At 48.2% G+C, this 18,722-nt stretch carries 22 protein-coding genes, 1 tRNA gene and 1 riboswitch; of the genes, 11 read left to right on the top strand and 12 right to left on the bottom strand.

Features of this window, described 5'->3' with window-relative positions; translation table 11 throughout:
* Nucleotides 1-43 precede the first annotated feature (43 nt).
* From AMS66_RS15705 to AMS66_RS15695, 3 genes are all read right to left on the bottom strand, one after another.
* Nucleotides 44-322 (bottom strand): hypothetical protein, encoded by a 279-nt coding sequence (locus tag AMS66_RS15705; protein ID WP_024629327.1) that lies wholly within the window; start codon nt 320-322, stop codon nt 44-46.
* Between the two features lie 99 nt (nt 323-421).
* Nucleotides 422-667 (bottom strand): zinc ribbon domain-containing protein, encoded by a 246-nt coding sequence (locus tag AMS66_RS15700; RefSeq protein WP_053781704.1) that lies wholly within the window; start codon nt 665-667, stop codon nt 422-424.
* A gap of 205 nt (nt 668-872) precedes the next feature.
* Complete coding sequence (locus AMS66_RS15695; RefSeq protein ID WP_053781703.1) at nt 873-1,292, bottom strand: organic hydroperoxide resistance protein; 420 nt, start codon at nt 1,290-1,292, stop codon at nt 873-875.
* Nucleotides 1,293-1,739: 447 nt separating this feature from the next.
* Between AMS66_RS15695 and AMS66_RS15690 the strand changes: the two genes are divergently transcribed.
* Nucleotides 1,740-3,035 carry an Nramp family divalent metal transporter gene (locus tag AMS66_RS15690; protein ID WP_053781802.1) on the top strand — a complete coding sequence of 432 codons (1,296 nt, stop codon included), beginning with the start codon at nt 1,740-1,742 and terminating at the stop codon, nt 3,033-3,035.
* Nucleotides 3,036-3,183: 148 nt separating this feature from the next.
* Here the strand turns inward: AMS66_RS15690 and AMS66_RS15685 are convergent, their stop codons facing one another.
* Nucleotides 3,184-3,876, bottom strand: coding sequence for an HAD family hydrolase (locus AMS66_RS15685; protein ID WP_053781702.1), 693 nt, complete (start codon nt 3,874-3,876; stop codon nt 3,184-3,186).
* A 165-nt stretch (nt 3,877-4,041) separates the two neighbouring features.
* A complete protein-coding gene (locus AMS66_RS15680) occupies nt 4,042-4,440 on the bottom strand; it encodes an HAD family hydrolase (RefSeq protein ID WP_228469185.1) in 399 nt (132 codons plus the stop codon).
* Nucleotides 4,441-4,557: 117 nt separating this feature from the next.
* Nucleotides 4,558-4,733, bottom strand: a riboswitch (cyclic di-AMP (ydaO/yuaA leader).
* Between the two features lie 367 nt (nt 4,734-5,100).
* Between AMS66_RS15680 and AMS66_RS15675 the strand changes: the two genes are divergently transcribed.
* Nucleotides 5,101-5,577, top strand: a complete 477-nt coding sequence (locus AMS66_RS15675) for a glutathione peroxidase (protein ID WP_053781701.1) — start codon at nt 5,101-5,103, stop codon at nt 5,575-5,577.
* 149 nt (nt 5,578-5,726) lie between these two features.
* Here the strand turns inward: AMS66_RS15675 and AMS66_RS15670 are convergent.
* A tRNA-Leu gene (locus tag AMS66_RS15670) sits at nt 5,727-5,809 on the bottom strand.
* Between the two features lie 420 nt (nt 5,810-6,229).
* Between AMS66_RS15670 and AMS66_RS15665 the strand changes: the two genes are divergently transcribed.
* The 3 genes from AMS66_RS15665 (at nt 6,230) to AMS66_RS15655 (ending at nt 8,095) form a co-directional block, all read left to right on the top strand.
* Nucleotides 6,230-6,931: an urease accessory protein UreF gene (locus AMS66_RS15665; RefSeq protein WP_053781700.1), complete on the top strand. Its 702-nt coding sequence runs from the start codon at nt 6,230-6,232 to the stop codon at nt 6,929-6,931.
* Nucleotides 6,932-7,210: 279 nt separating this feature from the next.
* Nucleotides 7,211-7,414, top strand: coding sequence for a hypothetical protein (locus tag AMS66_RS15660; protein WP_053781699.1), 204 nt, complete (start codon nt 7,211-7,213; stop codon nt 7,412-7,414).
* A gap of 27 nt (nt 7,415-7,441) precedes the next feature.
* Nucleotides 7,442-8,095 carry a nitrogen regulation protein NR(II) gene (locus AMS66_RS15655; protein ID WP_053781698.1) on the top strand — a complete coding sequence of 218 codons (654 nt, stop codon included), beginning with the start codon at nt 7,442-7,444 and terminating at the stop codon, nt 8,093-8,095.
* 25 nt (nt 8,096-8,120) lie between these two features.
* Here AMS66_RS15655 and urtE read toward each other — a convergent pair whose 3' ends face one another.
* From urtE to urtA, 5 genes are all read right to left on the bottom strand, one after another.
* Nucleotides 8,121-8,816 (bottom strand): urea ABC transporter ATP-binding subunit UrtE, encoded by a 696-nt coding sequence (urtE, locus tag AMS66_RS15650; RefSeq protein WP_053781697.1) that lies wholly within the window; start codon nt 8,814-8,816, stop codon nt 8,121-8,123.
* Nucleotides 8,794-9,603: an urea ABC transporter ATP-binding protein UrtD gene (urtD, locus tag AMS66_RS15645; RefSeq protein WP_053781801.1), complete on the bottom strand. Its 810-nt coding sequence runs from the start codon at nt 9,601-9,603 to the stop codon at nt 8,794-8,796. Before urtD ends, urtE begins: the two co-directional genes overlap by 23 nt.
* Nucleotides 9,566-10,657, bottom strand: coding sequence for an urea ABC transporter permease subunit UrtC (gene urtC / locus AMS66_RS15640; protein ID WP_053781696.1), 1,092 nt, complete (start codon nt 10,655-10,657; stop codon nt 9,566-9,568). The genes urtD and urtC overlap by 38 nt, the downstream gene beginning before the upstream one ends.
* A gap of 22 nt (nt 10,658-10,679) precedes the next feature.
* Complete coding sequence (gene urtB / locus AMS66_RS15635; RefSeq protein WP_053781695.1) at nt 10,680-11,585, bottom strand: urea ABC transporter permease subunit UrtB; 906 nt, start codon at nt 11,583-11,585, stop codon at nt 10,680-10,682.
* Between the two features lie 153 nt (nt 11,586-11,738).
* The gene (gene urtA, locus AMS66_RS15630; RefSeq protein WP_053781694.1) at nt 11,739-12,989 is read right to left on the bottom strand and encodes an urea ABC transporter substrate-binding protein; all 1,251 of its coding nucleotides are present in this window, start codon (nt 12,987-12,989) and stop codon (nt 11,739-11,741) included.
* A 260-nt stretch (nt 12,990-13,249) separates the two neighbouring features.
* On the opposite strand from urtA, the gene AMS66_RS15625 reads away from it, so the two are divergent.
* Genes AMS66_RS15625 through AMS66_RS15600 form a run of 6 tightly spaced genes read left to right on the top strand, consistent with a single transcriptional unit; the run spans nt 13,250 to nt 18,025 of the window.
* Nucleotides 13,250-13,552 (top strand): urease subunit gamma, encoded by a 303-nt coding sequence (locus tag AMS66_RS15625; RefSeq protein WP_053781693.1) that lies wholly within the window; start codon nt 13,250-13,252, stop codon nt 13,550-13,552.
* An 18-nt stretch (nt 13,553-13,570) separates the two neighbouring features.
* The gene (locus AMS66_RS15620; RefSeq protein WP_053781692.1) at nt 13,571-13,960 is read left to right on the top strand and encodes an urease subunit beta; all 390 of its coding nucleotides are present in this window, start codon (nt 13,571-13,573) and stop codon (nt 13,958-13,960) included.
* Nucleotides 13,957-15,675 (top strand): urease subunit alpha, encoded by a 1,719-nt coding sequence (gene ureC, locus AMS66_RS15615; protein ID WP_053781691.1) that lies wholly within the window; start codon nt 13,957-13,959, stop codon nt 15,673-15,675. The genes AMS66_RS15620 and ureC overlap by 4 nt, the downstream gene beginning before the upstream one ends.
* Before the next feature lie 15 nt (nt 15,676-15,690).
* Entirely contained in the window at nt 15,691-16,389 is a 699-nt protein-coding gene (locus AMS66_RS15610) for an urease accessory protein UreF (RefSeq protein WP_053781690.1), read from the top strand.
* Nucleotides 16,390-16,425: 36 nt separating this feature from the next.
* On the top strand, nt 16,426-17,148 hold the full coding sequence (gene ureG, locus AMS66_RS15605; RefSeq protein ID WP_053781689.1) for an urease accessory protein UreG: 723 nt from the start codon (nt 16,426-16,428) through the stop codon (nt 17,146-17,148).
* On the top strand, nt 17,120-18,025 hold the full coding sequence (locus tag AMS66_RS15600) for an urease accessory protein UreD (protein WP_236703426.1): 906 nt from the start codon (nt 17,120-17,122) through the stop codon (nt 18,023-18,025). Before ureG ends, AMS66_RS15600 begins: the two co-directional genes overlap by 29 nt.
* 165 nt (nt 18,026-18,190) lie before the next feature.
* On the opposite strand, the gene AMS66_RS15595 is transcribed toward AMS66_RS15600, so the two are convergent.
* Nucleotides 18,191-18,607: a helix-turn-helix domain-containing protein gene (locus AMS66_RS15595; RefSeq protein ID WP_053781687.1), complete on the bottom strand. Its 417-nt coding sequence runs from the start codon at nt 18,605-18,607 to the stop codon at nt 18,191-18,193.
* Nucleotides 18,608-18,722 lie beyond the last annotated feature (115 nt).

The raw sequence follows: 18,722 nt of genomic DNA, 5'->3' as shown, positions 1-18,722 counted from the left end.
AAGAGCGCAGGCTCTATGCCCACGCTCGTATCTGTTTTGGCAATTACTCGGCAATTGCCTTTTCCATCCATTGGTCGTCGATCATCTGTTGATGCAGGTCACCAGCCCACTGGTCCATGCATTTGCAAATGAAATCTTTGCGACATACCGGACAAGGCGTTTTCTGTAGACGGCTGATATTGGTCAGCTTCCATTCCGGGGAATGGGAGTAGAATACACGGCATTGTGTACCGTCTACCAATTTCATTTTAAATTCATACAATCCGTCTTCCTTGTTGCCACTAGCTAGTTCTAAATTTGCAATACGCGGTCTATAAGACATGGATATCACCTGTCAATTCAAATTTGGTTCATGCAATGACACTTCTTAGTACTAAATCATATTAAAGAAATTTTAGTTCGATGTCAACTCAACGCACATTTACCTGCCAAATAGAATATCAAGAATGGTACCCACCTGACCCTGTTTTTTCCCTTTTAACACATCCGGATCGAATACTTCAACATATCCACAGGAAGAACAGGCGACGAAGAGATAATGATTGTGCTGAATATCAAACATTTTGCTAAGTCCTGCTCCTGACATGGATACTTCCTTAATATTACAGTCCGTACCCCTGCATTTGGTACATACAAATCGTCGTTCTATCATCTCTTCAATACTCATTATTGTTCCCCCCTTATTCGAATGTATGACTTCAAGCAAGAGTAGATTATGTAAAATAGTACGCTGTCCAACACGCAATCTCCTGCATCCAACGGGATTATAAAATACAAAACCCTGCCGATGGTCAGCAGGGTCTTATACTCGAACGTCAGGTATCCAAAGATACCCTGCTCTATATGTTCCCTTTACTCCTAAGAGCCAGGTCTTAAACTACATTAAGTACCACATCAATATTGCCGCGGGTTGCTTTGGAATAAGGACAGAAATCATGTGCCTTACGCGCTAGATCTTCTGCTTGACTGTGATCCACACCAGGCATGCTCACATCCAAACGTACCGACAGCTGAAAACCGTCATCCGCAGGATCTTTGCCAATGGATACATTGCTGGTTACCACCACATTCTCCAACTTCACGCCCGCTTTGCGCGCCACATTGGCGAGGGCACTCTCATAACATGCACCGTATCCGGCTGCAAAGAGCTGTTCAGGGTTGGTTCCTTCACCACCGGGGCCTCCAAGCTCTTTTGGCATTTTCAGATCATGCTTGAGCACACCATCCGAAGAAGCCACCGAACCTGTACGTCCACCTTGAACTGTCGCTGTTGCTGTATATAAAGCTTCCATTAAGAATCTCTCCTTCACCTTCAATTTTTTTTACTGCCTACTATTCAATTTAAACTTCTGGCTTATTTTGAAACGCATGTTGGATCCTTATTCAGCTTTTACATCTTTATCATTTTCATGCATTTTGGAATGAACACAGTAATTTATCGGAGGTTGGGTAATATACTAAGGCACAACTCACTCTCCGGTAAATCTTGTCCTCCTACACAAAAGTTGCACTAGACAAAAATATTTGAAGGAGTACAATGTAATTATCAACATAAACGTTTAGACATATCGAAAGTAGTTTAATTACGTTTTTGATTTTGGTTTCAATGTTCAAATTTAATCAAAGGAATGACACCGTTCCTCTTCATATAGAATATCAATACTTCAAAGTTGGGTGATTATATTATGAGTAAAAAGAATCCGTTCAATACTCCTTCAAATGAGCCATTGGCTGCGGGTATGGCCCCCTCTCTCGGGGAAGCCCATAGCTCCATGAAGGTGCCTCAGAACGCTGCTTGGTGGAAAAAATTCCTTGCTTTTGTTGGACCAGGTTACCTGGTTGCCGTTGGATATATGGATCCCGGGAATTGGGCAACTGATATTGCAGGTGGTTCACAATTCGGTTATACGTTATTGTCCGTTATTCTGATTTCAAACCTGATGGCTGTTGTGTTACAGTCTCTCGCTGGTAAGCTCGGGATTGTCACAGGACGGGATTTGGCGCAAGCCTGCCGCGAACGATTCAGCATGCCTGTAGTTATGGTGTTATGGATTTTGTGCGAGCTTGCGATTGCAGCCACCGACCTTGCCGAGGTTATTGGTTCAGCCATCGCACTCAAGCTGCTGTTCAACATTCCCATGTTATACGGCGTCATTATTACAGCGGTCGATGTACTCGTCATTCTTTTGCTGCAAAATAAAGGCTTCCGCGCATTGGAATCCCTCGTCATTGTGCTGATGGCTACCATCGCCCTTTGCTTCGGAATTGACCTGTTTCTCGCCAAACCGGATATGGGCGGCGTCATGCACGGCTTTGTACCCAGTGCCGAGATTTTGCAAAATCCAGCCATGCTCTACATCGCCATCGGAATTATTGGCGCAACCGTGATGCCCCATAATCTGTATCTGCATTCTTCCATCGTACAGACCCGTCAGATTGAAAAGACAACTAAGGGTAAAAAAGAAGCGATTCTCTATTCCACTATGGATTCAACCATCGCTTTAACGCTGGCCCTGTTCATCAATGCAGCCATCCTGATTGTGTCAGCTGCCGTGTTCCATAGCGCAGGCATGACCCAGGTCGCGGAAATTACGGATGCTTACCATCTGCTGACACCTTTGCTGGGAACCACCATCGCCAGCATCCTGTTCGCTGTAGCCCTGCTGGCTTCAGGCCAGAACTCAACACTCACCGGCACGCTGTCTGGACAGATTGTAATGGAAGGTTTTCTGAACATTCGTATTCCGGCGTGGCTTCGTCGACTGGTAACACGTCTGATCGCGATCATCCCGGCTGTCATCGTAACAGCCATTGCCGGAGAGCACGGAACAGAGGAACTGTTGATTCTGAGCCAGGTTGTGCTGTCTCTGCAGCTACCCTTTGCCGTGATTCCGCTGATAATGTTTACGAATGACAAAAAAAGCATGGGGGCTTTTGCCAACAAGCTCTGGCTCAAAATCATCTCCTGGATCATTGCCGGAGTTATCGTTGTCCTGAATGTGTATCTGATCATCCAGACCATTCTGTTGTTCTAGGTTATAATGAAACTAAACTGTATTTCGTCTAACTCAAAAAGGCTGATCAACTCAAGTAATGTACCCCTTGAGATGATCAGCCTTTTATATGTTTTAGCAGCAACCTAATCCACACCTATTAGATTAGATCTTAAATACCGCTCCTGGTTTATTTATCGGATTTTTGAGTGACCATCAACAACGGAAGAAGTTCATCCAGTGATTCAATCGTCCAGTCCGGACATTCTGCATCTGCAAGCTCCGGCTGAAATCTGCCATAACCCTGCAAAATCCGGATCGTATGCATACCCAGCTTTTTAGCCGGAATAATATCATTATCAATCCGGTCGCCGATCATGACCGCTTCCTCGGGTTTACATCCCGCCTGTTTCAACGCTACAGCATACAATTCAGGATCAGGCTTGGACACTCCTTCTTCAGCCGAACAGGCCAGCACATCCACATACTTGCGCAAGCCGTAGCTATCCAGCCGATTCTCCGTCCCCGGGCTCTGATTGGCAATGATGCCAATCTTATAGTGCTGCGACAACGTCTGGAGAACAGCGTCGGCTGACGCGAAGGGGTGCTCAAGCTCTTTGCGGAACTTCAGCTTCTCCTGTATCTGTTCCCGGTGCCCCTCATCGCTGATGAGGGTACGAATAGCCAATTTCATCGGCCATTGCTCGTAATTTCGGTAGGAGGCGGCAAATATATCTCGTACCGTCTGCATCTCCACCTGATAACCAAGCGCACAAGCTTCACGAACGAACTGACCGATAATATCATCCACCGGCTCCCACTCGTCCACGAGCGTATCCCCTACATCAAAGAACAACCATTGTATTCCACGTACATCCGGCACGCCTATTCCTCCTCGTTAGCCACAGGAAATTCATATTGCCATTCCCCAAACCATAAAAAAGAAGACCCACCATCATGCATGAGTCTCCTCAAGATTCCGTCTATTTATGATTTCAATTATAACAGGCAGCTTACATCGGATCAATCACAGGAATAGTACTAGCCACTAACCATTAAGCAGAAACCCGACTTCCCCATTCAAGGAATATACGATACGGTCTGCTCCCATTCCCCGATAGATCCCTTTTGGGTGGCTTTGTTCTGTAATGACACATAGGGACTTGGATGTCCAGGAGCGGCAGATCTGCAAATATCGGCAGGTCAGGTTTAAGCTATTTTCGAAAATAAAAACATTGCCGACACTGCCTTGCGGCAAAAACCATTTCTGAGCTGCAGCCGTGTTCATGCGAATGACATGCTCCACACCGATTCTTCGGAGCCTGCGCTCTTCCCCTGCACTGTTGGTCAGAACGGCAAACGGCATTTTTTTGTACATCAGCAATTTGATAAATTTACGTCCTGCTTCATTTGGAGCAGTCACTAAGATCATCTCTTTATCCATCATTCGTTCCTCCCTTGGCGTGAAAAGACAACAAAAAAGAAGCGTGGGGGACCAAGGCCTCCCGGACGCTTCTTCAATAATCCATAGCAAAAAGACACTATGAACCAGCGTACGGCTTGTTGCCTCTCCCTTTAACGCTTACGAGGTTAGCTGACGGATTCGGGCGCGAGAGTCGCCCTATTTCCGGCTGTCACCGGAAAATTCACCCCATGGATGCCCACTGTCCTAGACAGTTCATCCTGTTGGTTCCCCCGTTTTCCACCCATGAATGAATGGAAACTCAGCGATTAAAACATCGTTCCTTTATATTCGTTAATCAGAGCGATATTATCGTTTGTTTCGTTTTTCATGTAAAATTTAATTTAAATTGGAATTACGATATGAATCATACACCCGTGCCATATTGGTGTAAAGTCTGCGCAGATCACCGAATCGACGGATTTTTGCCATTTCACATCAATAATAGCGCTTACAACACATCCATTCTCTACCCATCTCTTCAAAGCTCTCTAATTCTCTCTTTAGCGAAATTTAGGTAGCAAATCATTCACAGATCATACACGATAGGTCTAAATTGCGTTAAAAAAACGATATTAATTTTGCAATATTTAATTGCAATCAATATAATAAAGGATAGAAGAATACGAAATGGAGGCGATTTTCATGTCAGTCTACGACTACAAAGTAAACACCCTTCGCGGTCAGGAAATTGAAATGTCCAACTATCGTGACAAAGTACTGCTTATCGTGAATACAGCAAGCCAATGCGGCCTCACACCTCAATTTAAAGGTCTGCAGGAACTTCAGGACAAGTTTAAAGACTCCCCATTTGAAGTTCTTGGTTTTCCAAGCAATCAGTTTGCACAGGAAAAAGGCTCTTCTGATGATATTGCTGAGTTCTGCCAGATGAACTATGGTGTCAGCTTCCCGATGTTTGAGAAGATCGATGTGAATGGTTCAAGCGCTCACCCACTATTCCAGCATCTTACCAAAGAAGCACCCGGCGTACTCGGCTCCAAAGCCATCAAATGGAACTTCACCAAATTCCTTGTGGATCAGAATGGACGTGTTCTGAAACGGTATGCTCCCAAAACAACACCTGATAAAATTGAAGCAGACATCAAAGAATTGTTTAAATAACAAGCAAAGGTCATCCGAACCCGGCAGACAGAGTGAATATGCAACCGGGGTAAACGGATGACTTTTTTTTGTCCGACCCTTTGTACTGTAAAAAAAGCAAAAAAAAGAAGCTCCCCGTATGGGAAGCTTCTTCTTAATCGTTCTTATGATGCGGTCGAGAGGACTCGAACCTCCACGGGTATAAACCCACTACCCCCTCAAGATAGCGTGTCTGCCATTCCACCACGACCGCATGTCGTAAATAATCGGCAACAGAATTGATTATACCCGGTTCATGTTTAAAAGTAAAGCATTTTTCTTAATATCATTTTAACTGCGCTTTCCTTCCATAAATCGTATAATCTCGTCATTTTCTCCTACGAAGCGCATATGATTAAATTTGATCTCGTTTTTATACCCGATCAGGCTGATTACTCTACTTTATTTGTATTACCACCCTTCAAATCATCTTAGAATAATATAACTTACAAAGTTATATAAAATAACATTAAATAGTTTTACTATTTAAAAAAACAAGAAACTATTGACAAAAAGCGGATATTTATGTGAATATATATATCATATAATTCGGATTTACAAACATAAAACGAACCAAAAAGGAGTATAAATGTTATTTAACATAACATTTAACGAACGTAGGAGGCGAAAGATTGTGAACCGTGGGAATAAGCTGCTCGATTACGTCAAACTGCTTGATTCCTCTATACAGGTTGGCGGCTTCACCCATTCCTTCGGAATGGATGCCCATATCGCTGAAGGTACCATTCGTAGCGCTGAAGATCTCGAATCATTCATGCGCTGCCAGTTGCACCCCAGCATCGTGCGTCTGGAAGGCATGGCGATTAAAGGCATATACACCGCCGCAGATCACAATGACGCGTGGCGTACAGCCCTCATCGACAAGCTCGTCCATGTCCAGCGGACCCCAGTCAATCTCAGAGAACATGCCTCCACAATGGGCAAACGACTGATTAAGCTGGCTCGTGCACTCCACCCCTGGATTGATTTTAGCCATCTCGAACAAACCCTGGCTAAGTATGAATCCGTTGGCTGCCTCTCCACTGTTCACGCCTGGATTAACCACCACCTTGAAATCCCTGTCGAGGAGGCGGTCCTTGGTTATCTGCATTCAGCCATGAGTGCCTGCATAACCGAAGCCTCCAAAGTTATCCCCCTCAATTCCGATACAACACAGGACCTGTTGGTTCGCCTCACCGCAGACCTGGAGCATGAATGGCATACCGTCAGCGCCTCCGCTGCGGATGGACCGGCACAACCAACCTCAATGTCCATGAAAACGTTGTTCCCGAGCTTTCACATGCTTGGTGCAGGGCTTCACGCATACAGAGCCTAATCTTCTACCCCCTTTCCCCTTCATACAACCCGCCTCCTCATACAGTAAAATACAAAAAACACGCCGCAACCTCATTGCTGGCGTGTTTCTTATATCATTTATTTTGTCTATTTAACGTATTTACGCCATTTAACATATTAAAATACACTTATTTCCGTCTTTTTTAATTGTTAGATGACGTAAATACGTATATAATAAATCATACAGCTCGTATTTCTATATATTCTACACCAAGAATACCCAGCTGAACACTACATTCCAACAGAGGGGTGAACCCTTTTGAACAAGAAGAAACCTGTGACTCCATTCGGATGGGCCATTAAACGACGACTAACCGAACTCCAGGTCGACCAAAAGACATTTTGCGAACAATATGACATTCCGCCATACCGTCTGTCCAATCTCATTCACGGCACACGCAAAGCAACCCGGTTCAGGAACCAGGTCGCAGACATTTTGGGAATTCCAGATGATTTAAGGTAAGATTTCTGCCAAGGAGGAGCTCATTTCATGAGGTACTTAATATCCGATCTGGAGAGATTATCGTTCCAGTCCATGCAACACCAGCTTATCATCGTCGACCACAATTGGATCATCCGCAGCTGCAATACGGCTTGGCAACAGGGACTCGGACAACTGCTTCCCAAACCGAACACATCAAGCACCTTCAGAACAACACTTGAACCACCTCATTACCTTCATCTTATAGAGGAGCGGACATTACGCGAGGAGAAAACAAAGAATGCGAGGATTGTTCAGGAGTTAAAAAGTATCACTGCACCTTTTAAAGACAGTCATACATATGACATCTCCGTTCAAACTGTCCACAACGAACAACGGTGGTTCCGTCTGGAACTCACCCCATTGATTCAGGCCGACCCATCCCTGCTGTCTGATCTTGCACTGATTGCACACACGGATGTTACCGAACAGAAACAGACAGAACGCCAATTGAAGAAGGCCCTGTCAGAAGTACGCACTTTACGCGGACTGCTTCCCATTTGCGCCGTCTGCAAGCAAATCAAGGATGAACAGGACAGCTGGAACTCTGTTGAGAGTTATTTGGAGAAGCACACTCATGCCGAATTCACCCATGATATCTGCCCGGATTGCATCCGAAGACTATATCCGAAGTATTCCAACATTCTGGACAAGCACGCCTGAACTCACCCTACACCACGATTCTTAGCTACACAGACAGATGGTGCTCAAACTGCGACATATCGAGCTCTCGCGGTGTTCCTTGCAGAGCAATTGCTCCTTTGTCCATTACATAGATATAATCTGCAGCACCGCGTACAAAATCAATGCTTTGCTCCACCAGCAAGATGGAGATTTCACCCTTTGCCTTAATTTGCAAAATGACCTGCCGGATATCCTCTACAATGGAAGGCTGAATGCCTTCTGTCGGCTCATCTAGAAGCAACAATCCGGGCCGGGAAGCCAATGCCCGGGCAAATGCCAGCTGCTGCTGCTGCCCACCACTCAGATCACCACCCTGCCGTCCATACATTGTCGCAAGCACTGGAAACATCGCCAGCACATCCTCCGGGAACGTCTTCACCCCTGAGCTACTTGTCTCCAGACCCAGCAACAGATTTTCTTTTACCGTAAGCTGCGGGAAGATTTCCCGTCCCTGTGGCACATATCCAATTCCCGCCCTGGCCCGCTTGGCCGGGTCGTGGGTGGATAGTTCCTGACCTTTCCATTGAATACTTCCCTTCCGCGTTTTAAGAAGCCCCATCAACGTCTTCATCAAGGTGGTTTTCCCTACACCATTGCGCCCCATCAGGCATACCACCTGACCTGGCTGGACATCCAGATTAACGCTGCGCAGCACATTACTCCCCCCATAACCAGACTCAATTCGTTGCAACGACAGCATCGTCAGCCCTCCTTTTGCCCAGGTACACTTCAGCCACTCTTGGATCTTCCTGCACTTCCGCCATCGTACCTTCCTTTAGCAACTTCCCTTCATGCATCACTGTCACTTTGGCTGCAAACTCGCGAACAAACTCCATATCATGCTCCACTACCACAACAGACCTTTCCCGCGCAATCTCCTGCAGGAGACGGCCCGTCTTATGTGTTTCTTCGTCCGTCATCCCCGCTGCCGGTTCATCCAGCAGTAATACACGAGGTTCCTGCAGCAGCAACATGCCAATCTCAAGCCACTGCTTCTCCCCATGGGATAGCGCTCCTGCACACGCGTCCACACGGTCCTGCAGACCAATCTGGAGCGTAATCTGCTCCATGGCCGGACTTATTTTCGCATACCGCTGAATACCTAGAGCCTGTAAAGGAGAACGACAAGTCTCCGCAGCCAGCGTCAGATTCTCCTGCACGGTCAGACCAGCAAAGATTGAGGGAGCCTGGAACTTGCGGCCTACCCCTTTCCGAACAATCTGGTGCTCCTTCAGACGTGTCAGATCCGCACCATCCGCCATCTTCACCGTACCGGACACAGGCTTGGTTTTGCCACAGATGACATCCAGCATTGTCGTTTTCCCCGCACCATTCGGGCCGATTAGAAAATGAAGATCATGTTCATGCAGCTTTAGATTCATGCCTTTGACTGCAACAAAACCGCCAAATGCCACCGTAATTTCCTCCGCAACCATCACTACCGGAACTTCAGTAGACTTTAGGTTTTTCCTGACTGACTGGAACATGCACAACCTCTCCTCTCCGTTTCAGCAAGCGCACGACATGACGGTATACCCCAACAAGTCCATTTGGCATGAACAAGACTACGGTTACAAAGAGCCCTCCGATGACGAACAACCAACCTTCCGGATAAGCTTCACTGATGCCCGTTTTGGCTGCGTTCAGAACCACAGCTCCGATCACCGCACCAATCAGCGTTCCACGACCACCCAAAGCAACCCATAATACCATTTCAATCGACGGCACGATCCCCATCATGGAAGGCGAGATGATCCCTACCTGGAGCACAAATAACATGCCGGCGATTCCCGCAAGCGCTCCAGAAAGGGCGAAGGCCAGCGTTTTGTATCCTGCCGGGTCATATCCAAGAAAGCGAACCCGATTCTCCCCATCCCGCGCAGCTTCAAGCACCTGACCGAACCTGCTGTTCACCACCCGGCGACAGAGCAGATAGGCGAGCACCAGGACGGCAAGCGTTATATAGTAGAGAGCAATCGTTGTCCCTGCCGAATGAAGGGTAAAACCAAAGATAGCGTTATATCCCGTTATACCGTTGGTCCCTCCCGTCCATTCCTGTTTGCCGACAAATAACGTCACTGTAATGAGGACTAAAGCTTGGGTCAGGATTGTAAAATACACACCAGTGATCCGGTTACGGAACGTGAACCACCCTAGGGCAAAGGCCAGCAATGCTGGAAGAGCAATGCCCAGCAATAGCGCCACCGGAAATGACCTGAACGGTTCCCAGAACCACGGCAGACCACTAAGACCACTCCATCCCATAAAGTCTGGAAGTGTTGAACCGCTGGCCTGCAGCTTCAGATACATCGCCATGGCGTACCCGCCAAGTCCAAAGAATACGCCATGCCCCAGACTAAGCACCCCTCCATATCCCCAGATCAGATCCAGACCGATTGCCAGAATGGCCAGGGCCAGGAATTTCGCCAACAGACTAAGCCGGAATTCCGTAGAAATAAGCGGAGCTAGACACATCATGATCAGAACAACCGCCCAGATGATCTTCATTTTCAAACTACCCGTCTTGAGAAGTGCAAACATCACATAACCCCCTTTCTTCGTATTAATCCAGACTCCGGGTCCGTATGGCAACGAGCCCGCGCGGCTTCCATTGCAGAAAAGCTACGATACATACAAATACCAGCACCTTACCGATGGAGGCGGAGGTATACGTTTCAAATAACGTATTGAACATGCCAATTCCGAGCGCACCACACACGGTCCCTACCAGTTTCCCGACACCGCCTAGCACAACCACCATGAATGCATCCACGATATAATACGTACCCAGCGAGGGGCCAATCGGGCCAATGAGCGTCAATGCACACCCTGCGACTCCAGCAATGCCCGAACCAATCGCAAAGGTCATGCCATCCACTCGTCTGGTGGAGATCCCGAGACAACCCGCCATACTCCGATTCTGCATCACAGCCCTCATCCGTCTCCCAGAAGAAGTGCGATAGATGTACAAATACATGCACAACAGCACAATCGCAACCAGCGCAATAATGAAAATCCGTTTGTACGGAAACACAATGCCGTCTGCGATGGTCAGACCTCCATTAAGCCAAGCAGGACTGGATACTCCTACATTTGGCGCTCCAAATATCGTTCGAGCCAATTGTTGCAGCATCATACCCACGCCCCATGTCGCAAGCAGACTGTCGAGCGGCCTCCCATATAGATGCCTGATCAGCACCACTTCCAGCAACCAGCCTATAAGAGCCGCCGCTCCAAAGGCGATAGGCAAAGCCACAATAAAATAGACGTCGAACCACGCTGGCGGAGCATACGAAATGAACAGATTTTGCGTCACATACGTTGCGTAAGCGCCGATCATGATCAATTCTCCATGAGCCATGTTAATGACATTCATCAATCCAAATGTAACCGCAAGTCCCAACGCAATCAGCAGCAGGATGGAACTGATGCTTAACCCATTGAACAGTTGCAGGACAAACATATCCATCGCCTTTCCCTCCTCATGCTGTGAACATCTGAAATGAAAATTTATACGAGACACCATTCACATTTCGCACCAACGCTTTACCGTGATGTTGTACGAGGGTGTGTTGTCTCACCCTCGTCGGTTATTTAGCAGTTCTGACGTGAGTTGCCTGTGCTATTTGGTACTAAGGGAAGCACCCCATTCGTACGTTTTCAGATACGGATCAGGTTTGACTGGTGCGCCAGAGTTCCACAATTCCTTGAATTGTCCATCCTCCTGCACTTCACCAATCCGCACCGTTTTGTAGATATGCTGGTTCTCTCCGTCCACCGTCACTTTGCCTTCCGGCGCATCGAATTCCAGCCCTTTTGCAGCTTCCTTCACCTTTTCAACATCAGTTGATCCGGCTTTTTCCACAGCTGCTTTCCACAGATACACTGCCACATATCCCGCTTCAATCGGATCGGCCGTCACCCGGTCAGCTCCATATTTTTCTTTATATTTCTCTACAAATGTTTTATTTTCAGGAGTATCTGTTGTCTGATAATAGTTCCACGAAGCCAGATGCCCTTTCAGCACATCCGCACCAATTCCCCGGATTTCTTCCTCCGCCACACTCACTGACAGAGTGGTCAACTGCTCCGAAGAGATCCCGGCATCCTTCAATTGTTTGAAAAAGGCGACATTACTGTCTCCATTCAGCGTGTTGTATACAATATCCGGCTTGGCAGCCTTGATTTTGCTGATAATCGTACTGTAATCCGTATGCCCCAGCGGTGTATATTCTTCACCTACCACTTCTCCACCTTCAGCTGCCAGCTGGGCTTTGATGACCTGATTGGCCGTTTTAGGGAACACATAATCCGAACCCAGCAGGTAAAACTTCTTGCCCCTGTTCTCCAGCAACCAGGTTACGGACGGTACGATCTGCTGATTCGTTGTGGCTCCTGTATAAAAAATGTTGGGGGATGATTCCAATCCTTCATATTGTATAGGGTAAAACAACAGACCCTTGTTCTGTTCAAACACCGGAAGCATCGCTTTCCTACTGGCAGAGGTCCATCCACCAAATACAGCGGCTACTTTGTCCTGCTGAAGCAACTTCCCTGCTTTCTCCGCAAACGTAGGCCAATCCGAAGCGCCGTCTTCAACCACAGGCTCGATCTGTTTACCCAAAACACCGCCTGCGGCATTGATCTCATCAATGGCAAGCATCTCGGCATCCTTAACGGACACTTCACTGATCGCCATCGTTCCACTCAGGGAGTGAAGGACACCTACTTTAATCGTATCTTCGGACGAAACCGACTCTCCCGCCCCACCCGAACCCGATGCCTCAGGCGGTGTGCCACCTTCCACACATCCTGTTAACGCAATGACTGCACCGAGCAAAATACCCCATAACTTGACCGACCTCTTCTTCAATAGCCTACACTCCCTTTTTTTAGTCTATTGACGAACATTAAGGTCATATATGTCCGAAATGTTCGTTGATCCAAATTATGGAGGGTCACACTCACCGTGTCAATAATGCTTACACAATTTTATTTTATGCATACTCGTTTCATGCATACTGCTAATATAATTGGAACCATATTGACAAAGGGTCCACCCTGTGTGAGTATATTTAACATATAACATGATCCATGACGACATAGACTATCTAAGGGAAAGGTCGGATTACCTTGCACTGGACTGAGCAGGAAAAAGAAAAACTCCTGATTACTGTGGCCGCTAACCTCTCCCGCGAACGCAGAGGACGCGGACTTAAACTAAATGTTCCCGAAGCAATCGCATTATTGACCTCCGAACTCATGGAACGCGCACGCGATGGCATGAGTGTTGCAGAGTTGATGAGATATGGCGGCACGATCCTGACTCGTGAAGACTGTATGGATGGTGTAGCAGATATGATCCCCGAGGTACAGGTGGAAGCCACTTTTCCTGACGGAACAAAACTGGTCACTGTCCATGAACCTATACGATGAGAAAGGCAGGAGAACTCCATGATCCCTGGTGAATATCGCTTAAAACAGGATGATGAGATCGTCTGTCATCCCGATCGCTCAACCATGCGTCTGATTGTACTGAACCGCGGCGACCGTCCCGTTCAGGTTGGTTCTCACGTTCACTTCTATGAAGTCAATGCTGCGCTGGACTTCGATCGCCCTTCCACTTTTGGGCACCGCCTGCATATTCCAGCAGGCACCGCTGTCCGGTTTGAACCCGGTGAAGAAAAACCGGTCGAACTCACCACATTTGGTGGCAAACGTCAGATTTATGGATTTAACGGATTAACTGAGGGATCGGCGGATCAGCCACCCGATCCACAGAAACTGGAAACATTCCTGAAGGCATTTGCACCCCCTGTGCAGGACGGAGGGGACCCTTTATGAAACGAATGAGTCGTGAACAATACGCGTCCATGTTTGGACCCACAACCGGGGATGCTGTCAGACTGGCAGATACGGAACTATGGGCAGAGATTGAGCATGATTACGCTGTCTATGGGGATGAAAGTAAATTCGGTGGCGGCAAGGTTATTCGTGACGGGATGGGTCAGTCCACATCCGCCCTTCGCAGTGATGGCACGCCTGATACAGTGATTACCAACGCCGTCATCATCGATCATTGGGGGATTGTAAAAGCGGACATCGGCATTCGCGATGGCCTGATCTGCGCAATCGGCAAATCCGGCAACCCGGATACGATGGACGGAGTCGATTCCGCGCTGGTTATTGGCGCTTCGACCGAAATCATTGCCGGAGAAGGCATGATTGTGACCGCAGGAGGCATTGATACCCATATTCATTTTATCTGTCCACAACAGATTCAAACGGCACTATCTTCAGGAGTTACAACCATGATTGGCGGCGGTACAGGACCTGCAACCGGCACCAAAGCCACCACCTGCACACCCGGAGCCTGGCACATCCACCGTATGCTGGAGTCCGCAGAGGCATTTCCCATGAATATCGGTTATCTCGGCAAAGGGAACAGTTCCAGCACCGCTCCATTAATTGAACAGATTGAAGCCGGTGTCATTGGACTGAAGCTGCATGAAGATTGGGGCACAACGCCAAGCACCATTGATGCCTGTCTGACCGCAGCCGGAGAACATGATGTTCAGGTAGCTATTCACACCGATACGCTAAACGAGACCGGATTTCTGGAAAACACACTTGCGGCCATTAACGGACGCACGATCCACACCTATCATACGGAAGGGGCTGGCGGCGGACACGCGCCGGATATTATTCGTGCTGCCGGAGAGTCTTACGTCATCCCCTCTTCAACCAACCCAACACGTCCTTACACACGCAATACCGTAGAAGAGCATCTCGATATGCTGATGGTTTGTCACCATCTGGACCCATCCATCCCTGAGGACGTCGCTTTTGCCGATTCGCGAATTCGTCCCGAAACGATCGCAGCCGAAGACATTTTGCATGATCTTGGTGTATTCAGCATCATCAGTTCCGATTCACAGGCGATGGGCCGGGTTGGCGAAGTCATTATTCGCACCTGGCAAACCGCCGACAAGATGAAAAAGCAACGAGGCAAGCTTGAACTGACCTCAGGCTCCCCTTCCGATAACGATCGGATTAAAAGGTATGTTGCCAAATATACGATCAATCCGGCAATTGCTCACGGCATAGGCCATCTCGTCGGTTCCGTAGAGGTTGGCAAGCTCGCAGACCTGATCGTCTGGAACCCGGCCTATTTCGGGGTAAAGCCAGATATAGTCATCAAGGGCGGCATGATCACTTTCGCCCAGATGGGCGATCCCAACGCTTCGATCCCTACGCCGCAGCCCGTATTTGGTAGACCAATGTTCGGTGCTTACGGCGGCGCACTTGCCAAAGGGTCGATTACCTTTGTCTCCCAAGCCGCGGCAGATGCGGGAATTAAGGAGGCGCTAGGTTTGAACAAACGAGTGGAACCTGTTAAAGGCTGCCGTTCGGTGAGCAAAAAAGACATGATTCACAACGACGTGACACCCGTCATTGAAGTTGATCCCGAAACCTATGAGGTACGGGCTGATGGCGAACTTCTCACCTGTGAGCCCGCGGACGAGTTACCGATGGCGCAACGCTATTTCATGTTTTGACAAAGGGGGACACGCATGATGATGCACAGCGGCACGAAATTACTCCGTTATGTTCAACTGCTGGATTCGGCCCTGCCCATTGGCGGATTCTCCCACTCGTTCGGTCTGGAGGCATACACTCATGACGGCAGGATACAGACCACTGCCCAGCTCGAACACTTCATTCGCGGCCAGCTTCATTCCAGCCTCGTGCGGCTCGATGGTCTCGCCATTAAAGGTGTCTATCAAGCCATTGAACAGCAGAATGCCGCCCTTCTAGCCCTTTATGACAAACGCGTACACGCCCAGCGGACCCCCAGGGAGTTGCGGGAAAGCGGGCACAAGATGGGGAAGCGATTACTCAAGCTGGCGAGGTCACTTTACCCATGGATGGATTTTGTTCTAATCGATGAAGCCGTACAGGAACATGGTGCCTTTTGCGGCATCACAACCATTCACGGCTACATCAATTATCAATTGGAAATTGAACTGGACGAAGCTGTCACCGGACATCTGTACACCTCAGTTAACGCTTATGTAAATAGCGCTCTGCGTCTTCTGCCCATCGGGCAAACCGAAGCACAGATGCTTATCCAAAAACTGTTGAATGATATTGATTCTGAATGGTCTCAAATTCGGGATGACGACCCGGAAGATATGCACAGCTTCGGTATTGCCCAGGAAATCTATGCTATGCGGCACGAGAGCCTGCCAGCCCGTCTGTTCATGTCCTAACTACTACAATAATTCAAAACCAAGGAGGAATTTGTTATGTGTGGAGGAGCTAATCATACGCATCATGCGGAGTGGGAACGTAAGGTATTTGATCGGAGTCGCCCGATGCGAATCGGAATCGGTGGGCCAGTAGGTTCAGGAAAAACAGCCCTAGTGGAGAAGCTGTCCAAGGCACTGCGTACACGCTACAGCTTGGCCGTTATTACCAATGATATTTACACGAAGGAAGATGCCGAGATTTTGCTGCGTCAGAACGCGCTCGCACCGGAACGCATTATCGGGGTAGAGACTGGGGGATGCCCGCATACCGCTATTCGAGAGGATGCTTCAATGAATTTTGAAGCTGTTGATGAGTTGATTGAACGCTTTCCAGACCTGCAACTGATCTTTATCGAAAGCGGTGGCGACAATCTCTCTGCTGCATTCAGCCCGGAACTGGCAGACGTATTCATTTACATTATTGACGTGGCTCAGGGTGAAAAACTGCCTCGTAAAGGCGGTCCGGGTATTACACGTTCAGATCTACTGCTGATTAACAAGACCGACCTAGCCCCTTATGTTGGCGCAAGTCTGCAAGTGATGAAGGATGATACTGAACGGGTACGCGAAGGACGGCCTTATGTAATGTCGAACCTGATGAGCGGTGAAGGGGTATCCGAGATCGTCCATTGGCTTGAACATCAATATATGGATGACGATGCATCCGCTGCGCATCTGCATACACACACCCATGAGCACGGAACGACTCACAGCCACTAATTCACCTTCCTCTTTACATGGAGTTGAACATGGACTGAACCACAGTGCCGGAGAGGCCTTGATACGCCGCAGCGAGCTTCGGGCCACTTTCGCCCTCCAAGGCGGGCGCACCGTCATGACCGATCGGTATTACAGCGCCCCCCTCCGGTTCAGTCGATCCTTTCGACCTCCGGGTGGCGGAGATGAATTATGTATATACACTTCAGACGTCTCTCCAGGCGTGCTGAACGGTGATCATTATGACTCCGAGTGGAACTTGGGCCAGAACACTCACTTAATGCTAAGCAGCACATCAGCAACGAGACTCCATCCCACACCTACTGTTCCGTCGTCTGTGAACCATCACTTCCGCCTGGAACAAGGAGCGGTGCTGGAGTACTTCCCTGAATGTGTCATCCCATTCAAAGGCAGTTCATCCTCACTCACCACGATCTTTGAGTTGGGGGAACAAGCAGTACTTGCGTATGCGGATATCTGGTCCGCTGGACGAATTCATCGGGGAGAAGTCTTTCAGTTCAAGCGATATCGCAGTCTGACAAAAATCTGGCAAGGGAAGCAATTGGCTGTGTGGGATCGCTTCGGACTCCAACCAGAATCCGACGATCCGAAATCATCCGCGGCGTTGTTAGACTACACCCACACTGCGGCTTTATGGATGATTGCCCCTGGGTTGGGCGCAGCACAGCTGGAGTCTGTACGATCCACCCTTCCCCCAGATGGTCGCATGCTTGCCGGGGCCAGTTTGCTCGCTACAGGCGGGATTGGTGTTCGTTTGCTCGGAATGGCAGCCTGGGAACTTCAGGAGCAATGCATTCAGATCTGGAACTCTCTTCGACCCGATCTTTTGGGTAAACCAAATCTCACATTCCGCAAGTGAAGGCCATACGTTATTGGATTGACTTTCGGTCTCGCATGTTGTACAGAATTCAAAATAAAAAACCGCTGAACCACTCTCCGATTGAATTCGGATGTGTTCAGCGGTTTTTTTATTTCCAGATAGTCCAGCCAAGTCCTAGCTTGCACTAACTCGCAGTAACTTGGACTACAACGTCTCGTCCCCTTTGGGCTTATCTTCCCCCTTGTAACGAAAGTCGCCTGAATCTTTGCTTTCCTTGGATTTGCGATAACGGGTAAACTCAATATATTCACTGATAAAAGACTGTTCCACAGTCGATAATTCGCTTTCTTGGCAATTCAATTGCCGCAACACGTCAAAAAAATAATCCTCCCGTTTTTCCCGCACCATCGCCTCCTTGGATGGACGCCCAATCATGAGCCAGTCCAGGCTCACATCAAAAAACGAAGCAATCTCAATTAGTTTATTCGTACTCGGAATAGATTTACCGCGTTTCCAGTCACCCAGATTGCCCGTGCTGATCTTCAGCTGTTGGCAGAAAGCCTTCTTGGTCATTCCTCGTTCGGCAATCAGGTGTTCAATTCGCTCATAGATCGACTGCATACAGAACCGCCTTCCAACCGTAATAATCAATACATGTACCTAAATTATACCACAACCTTCCTGAATCCTCAGCCTTTTAATCCCAGGAATACGTTCTGGTATTTCTCATAACACA

The sequence above is a fragment of the Paenibacillus xylanivorans genome (assembly GCF_001280595.1).
GTDB classification, from domain to species: Bacteria; Bacillota; Bacilli; order Paenibacillales; family Paenibacillaceae; genus Paenibacillus; species Paenibacillus xylanivorans.
This window is presented reverse-complemented; position numbering and strand designations above follow the sequence as displayed.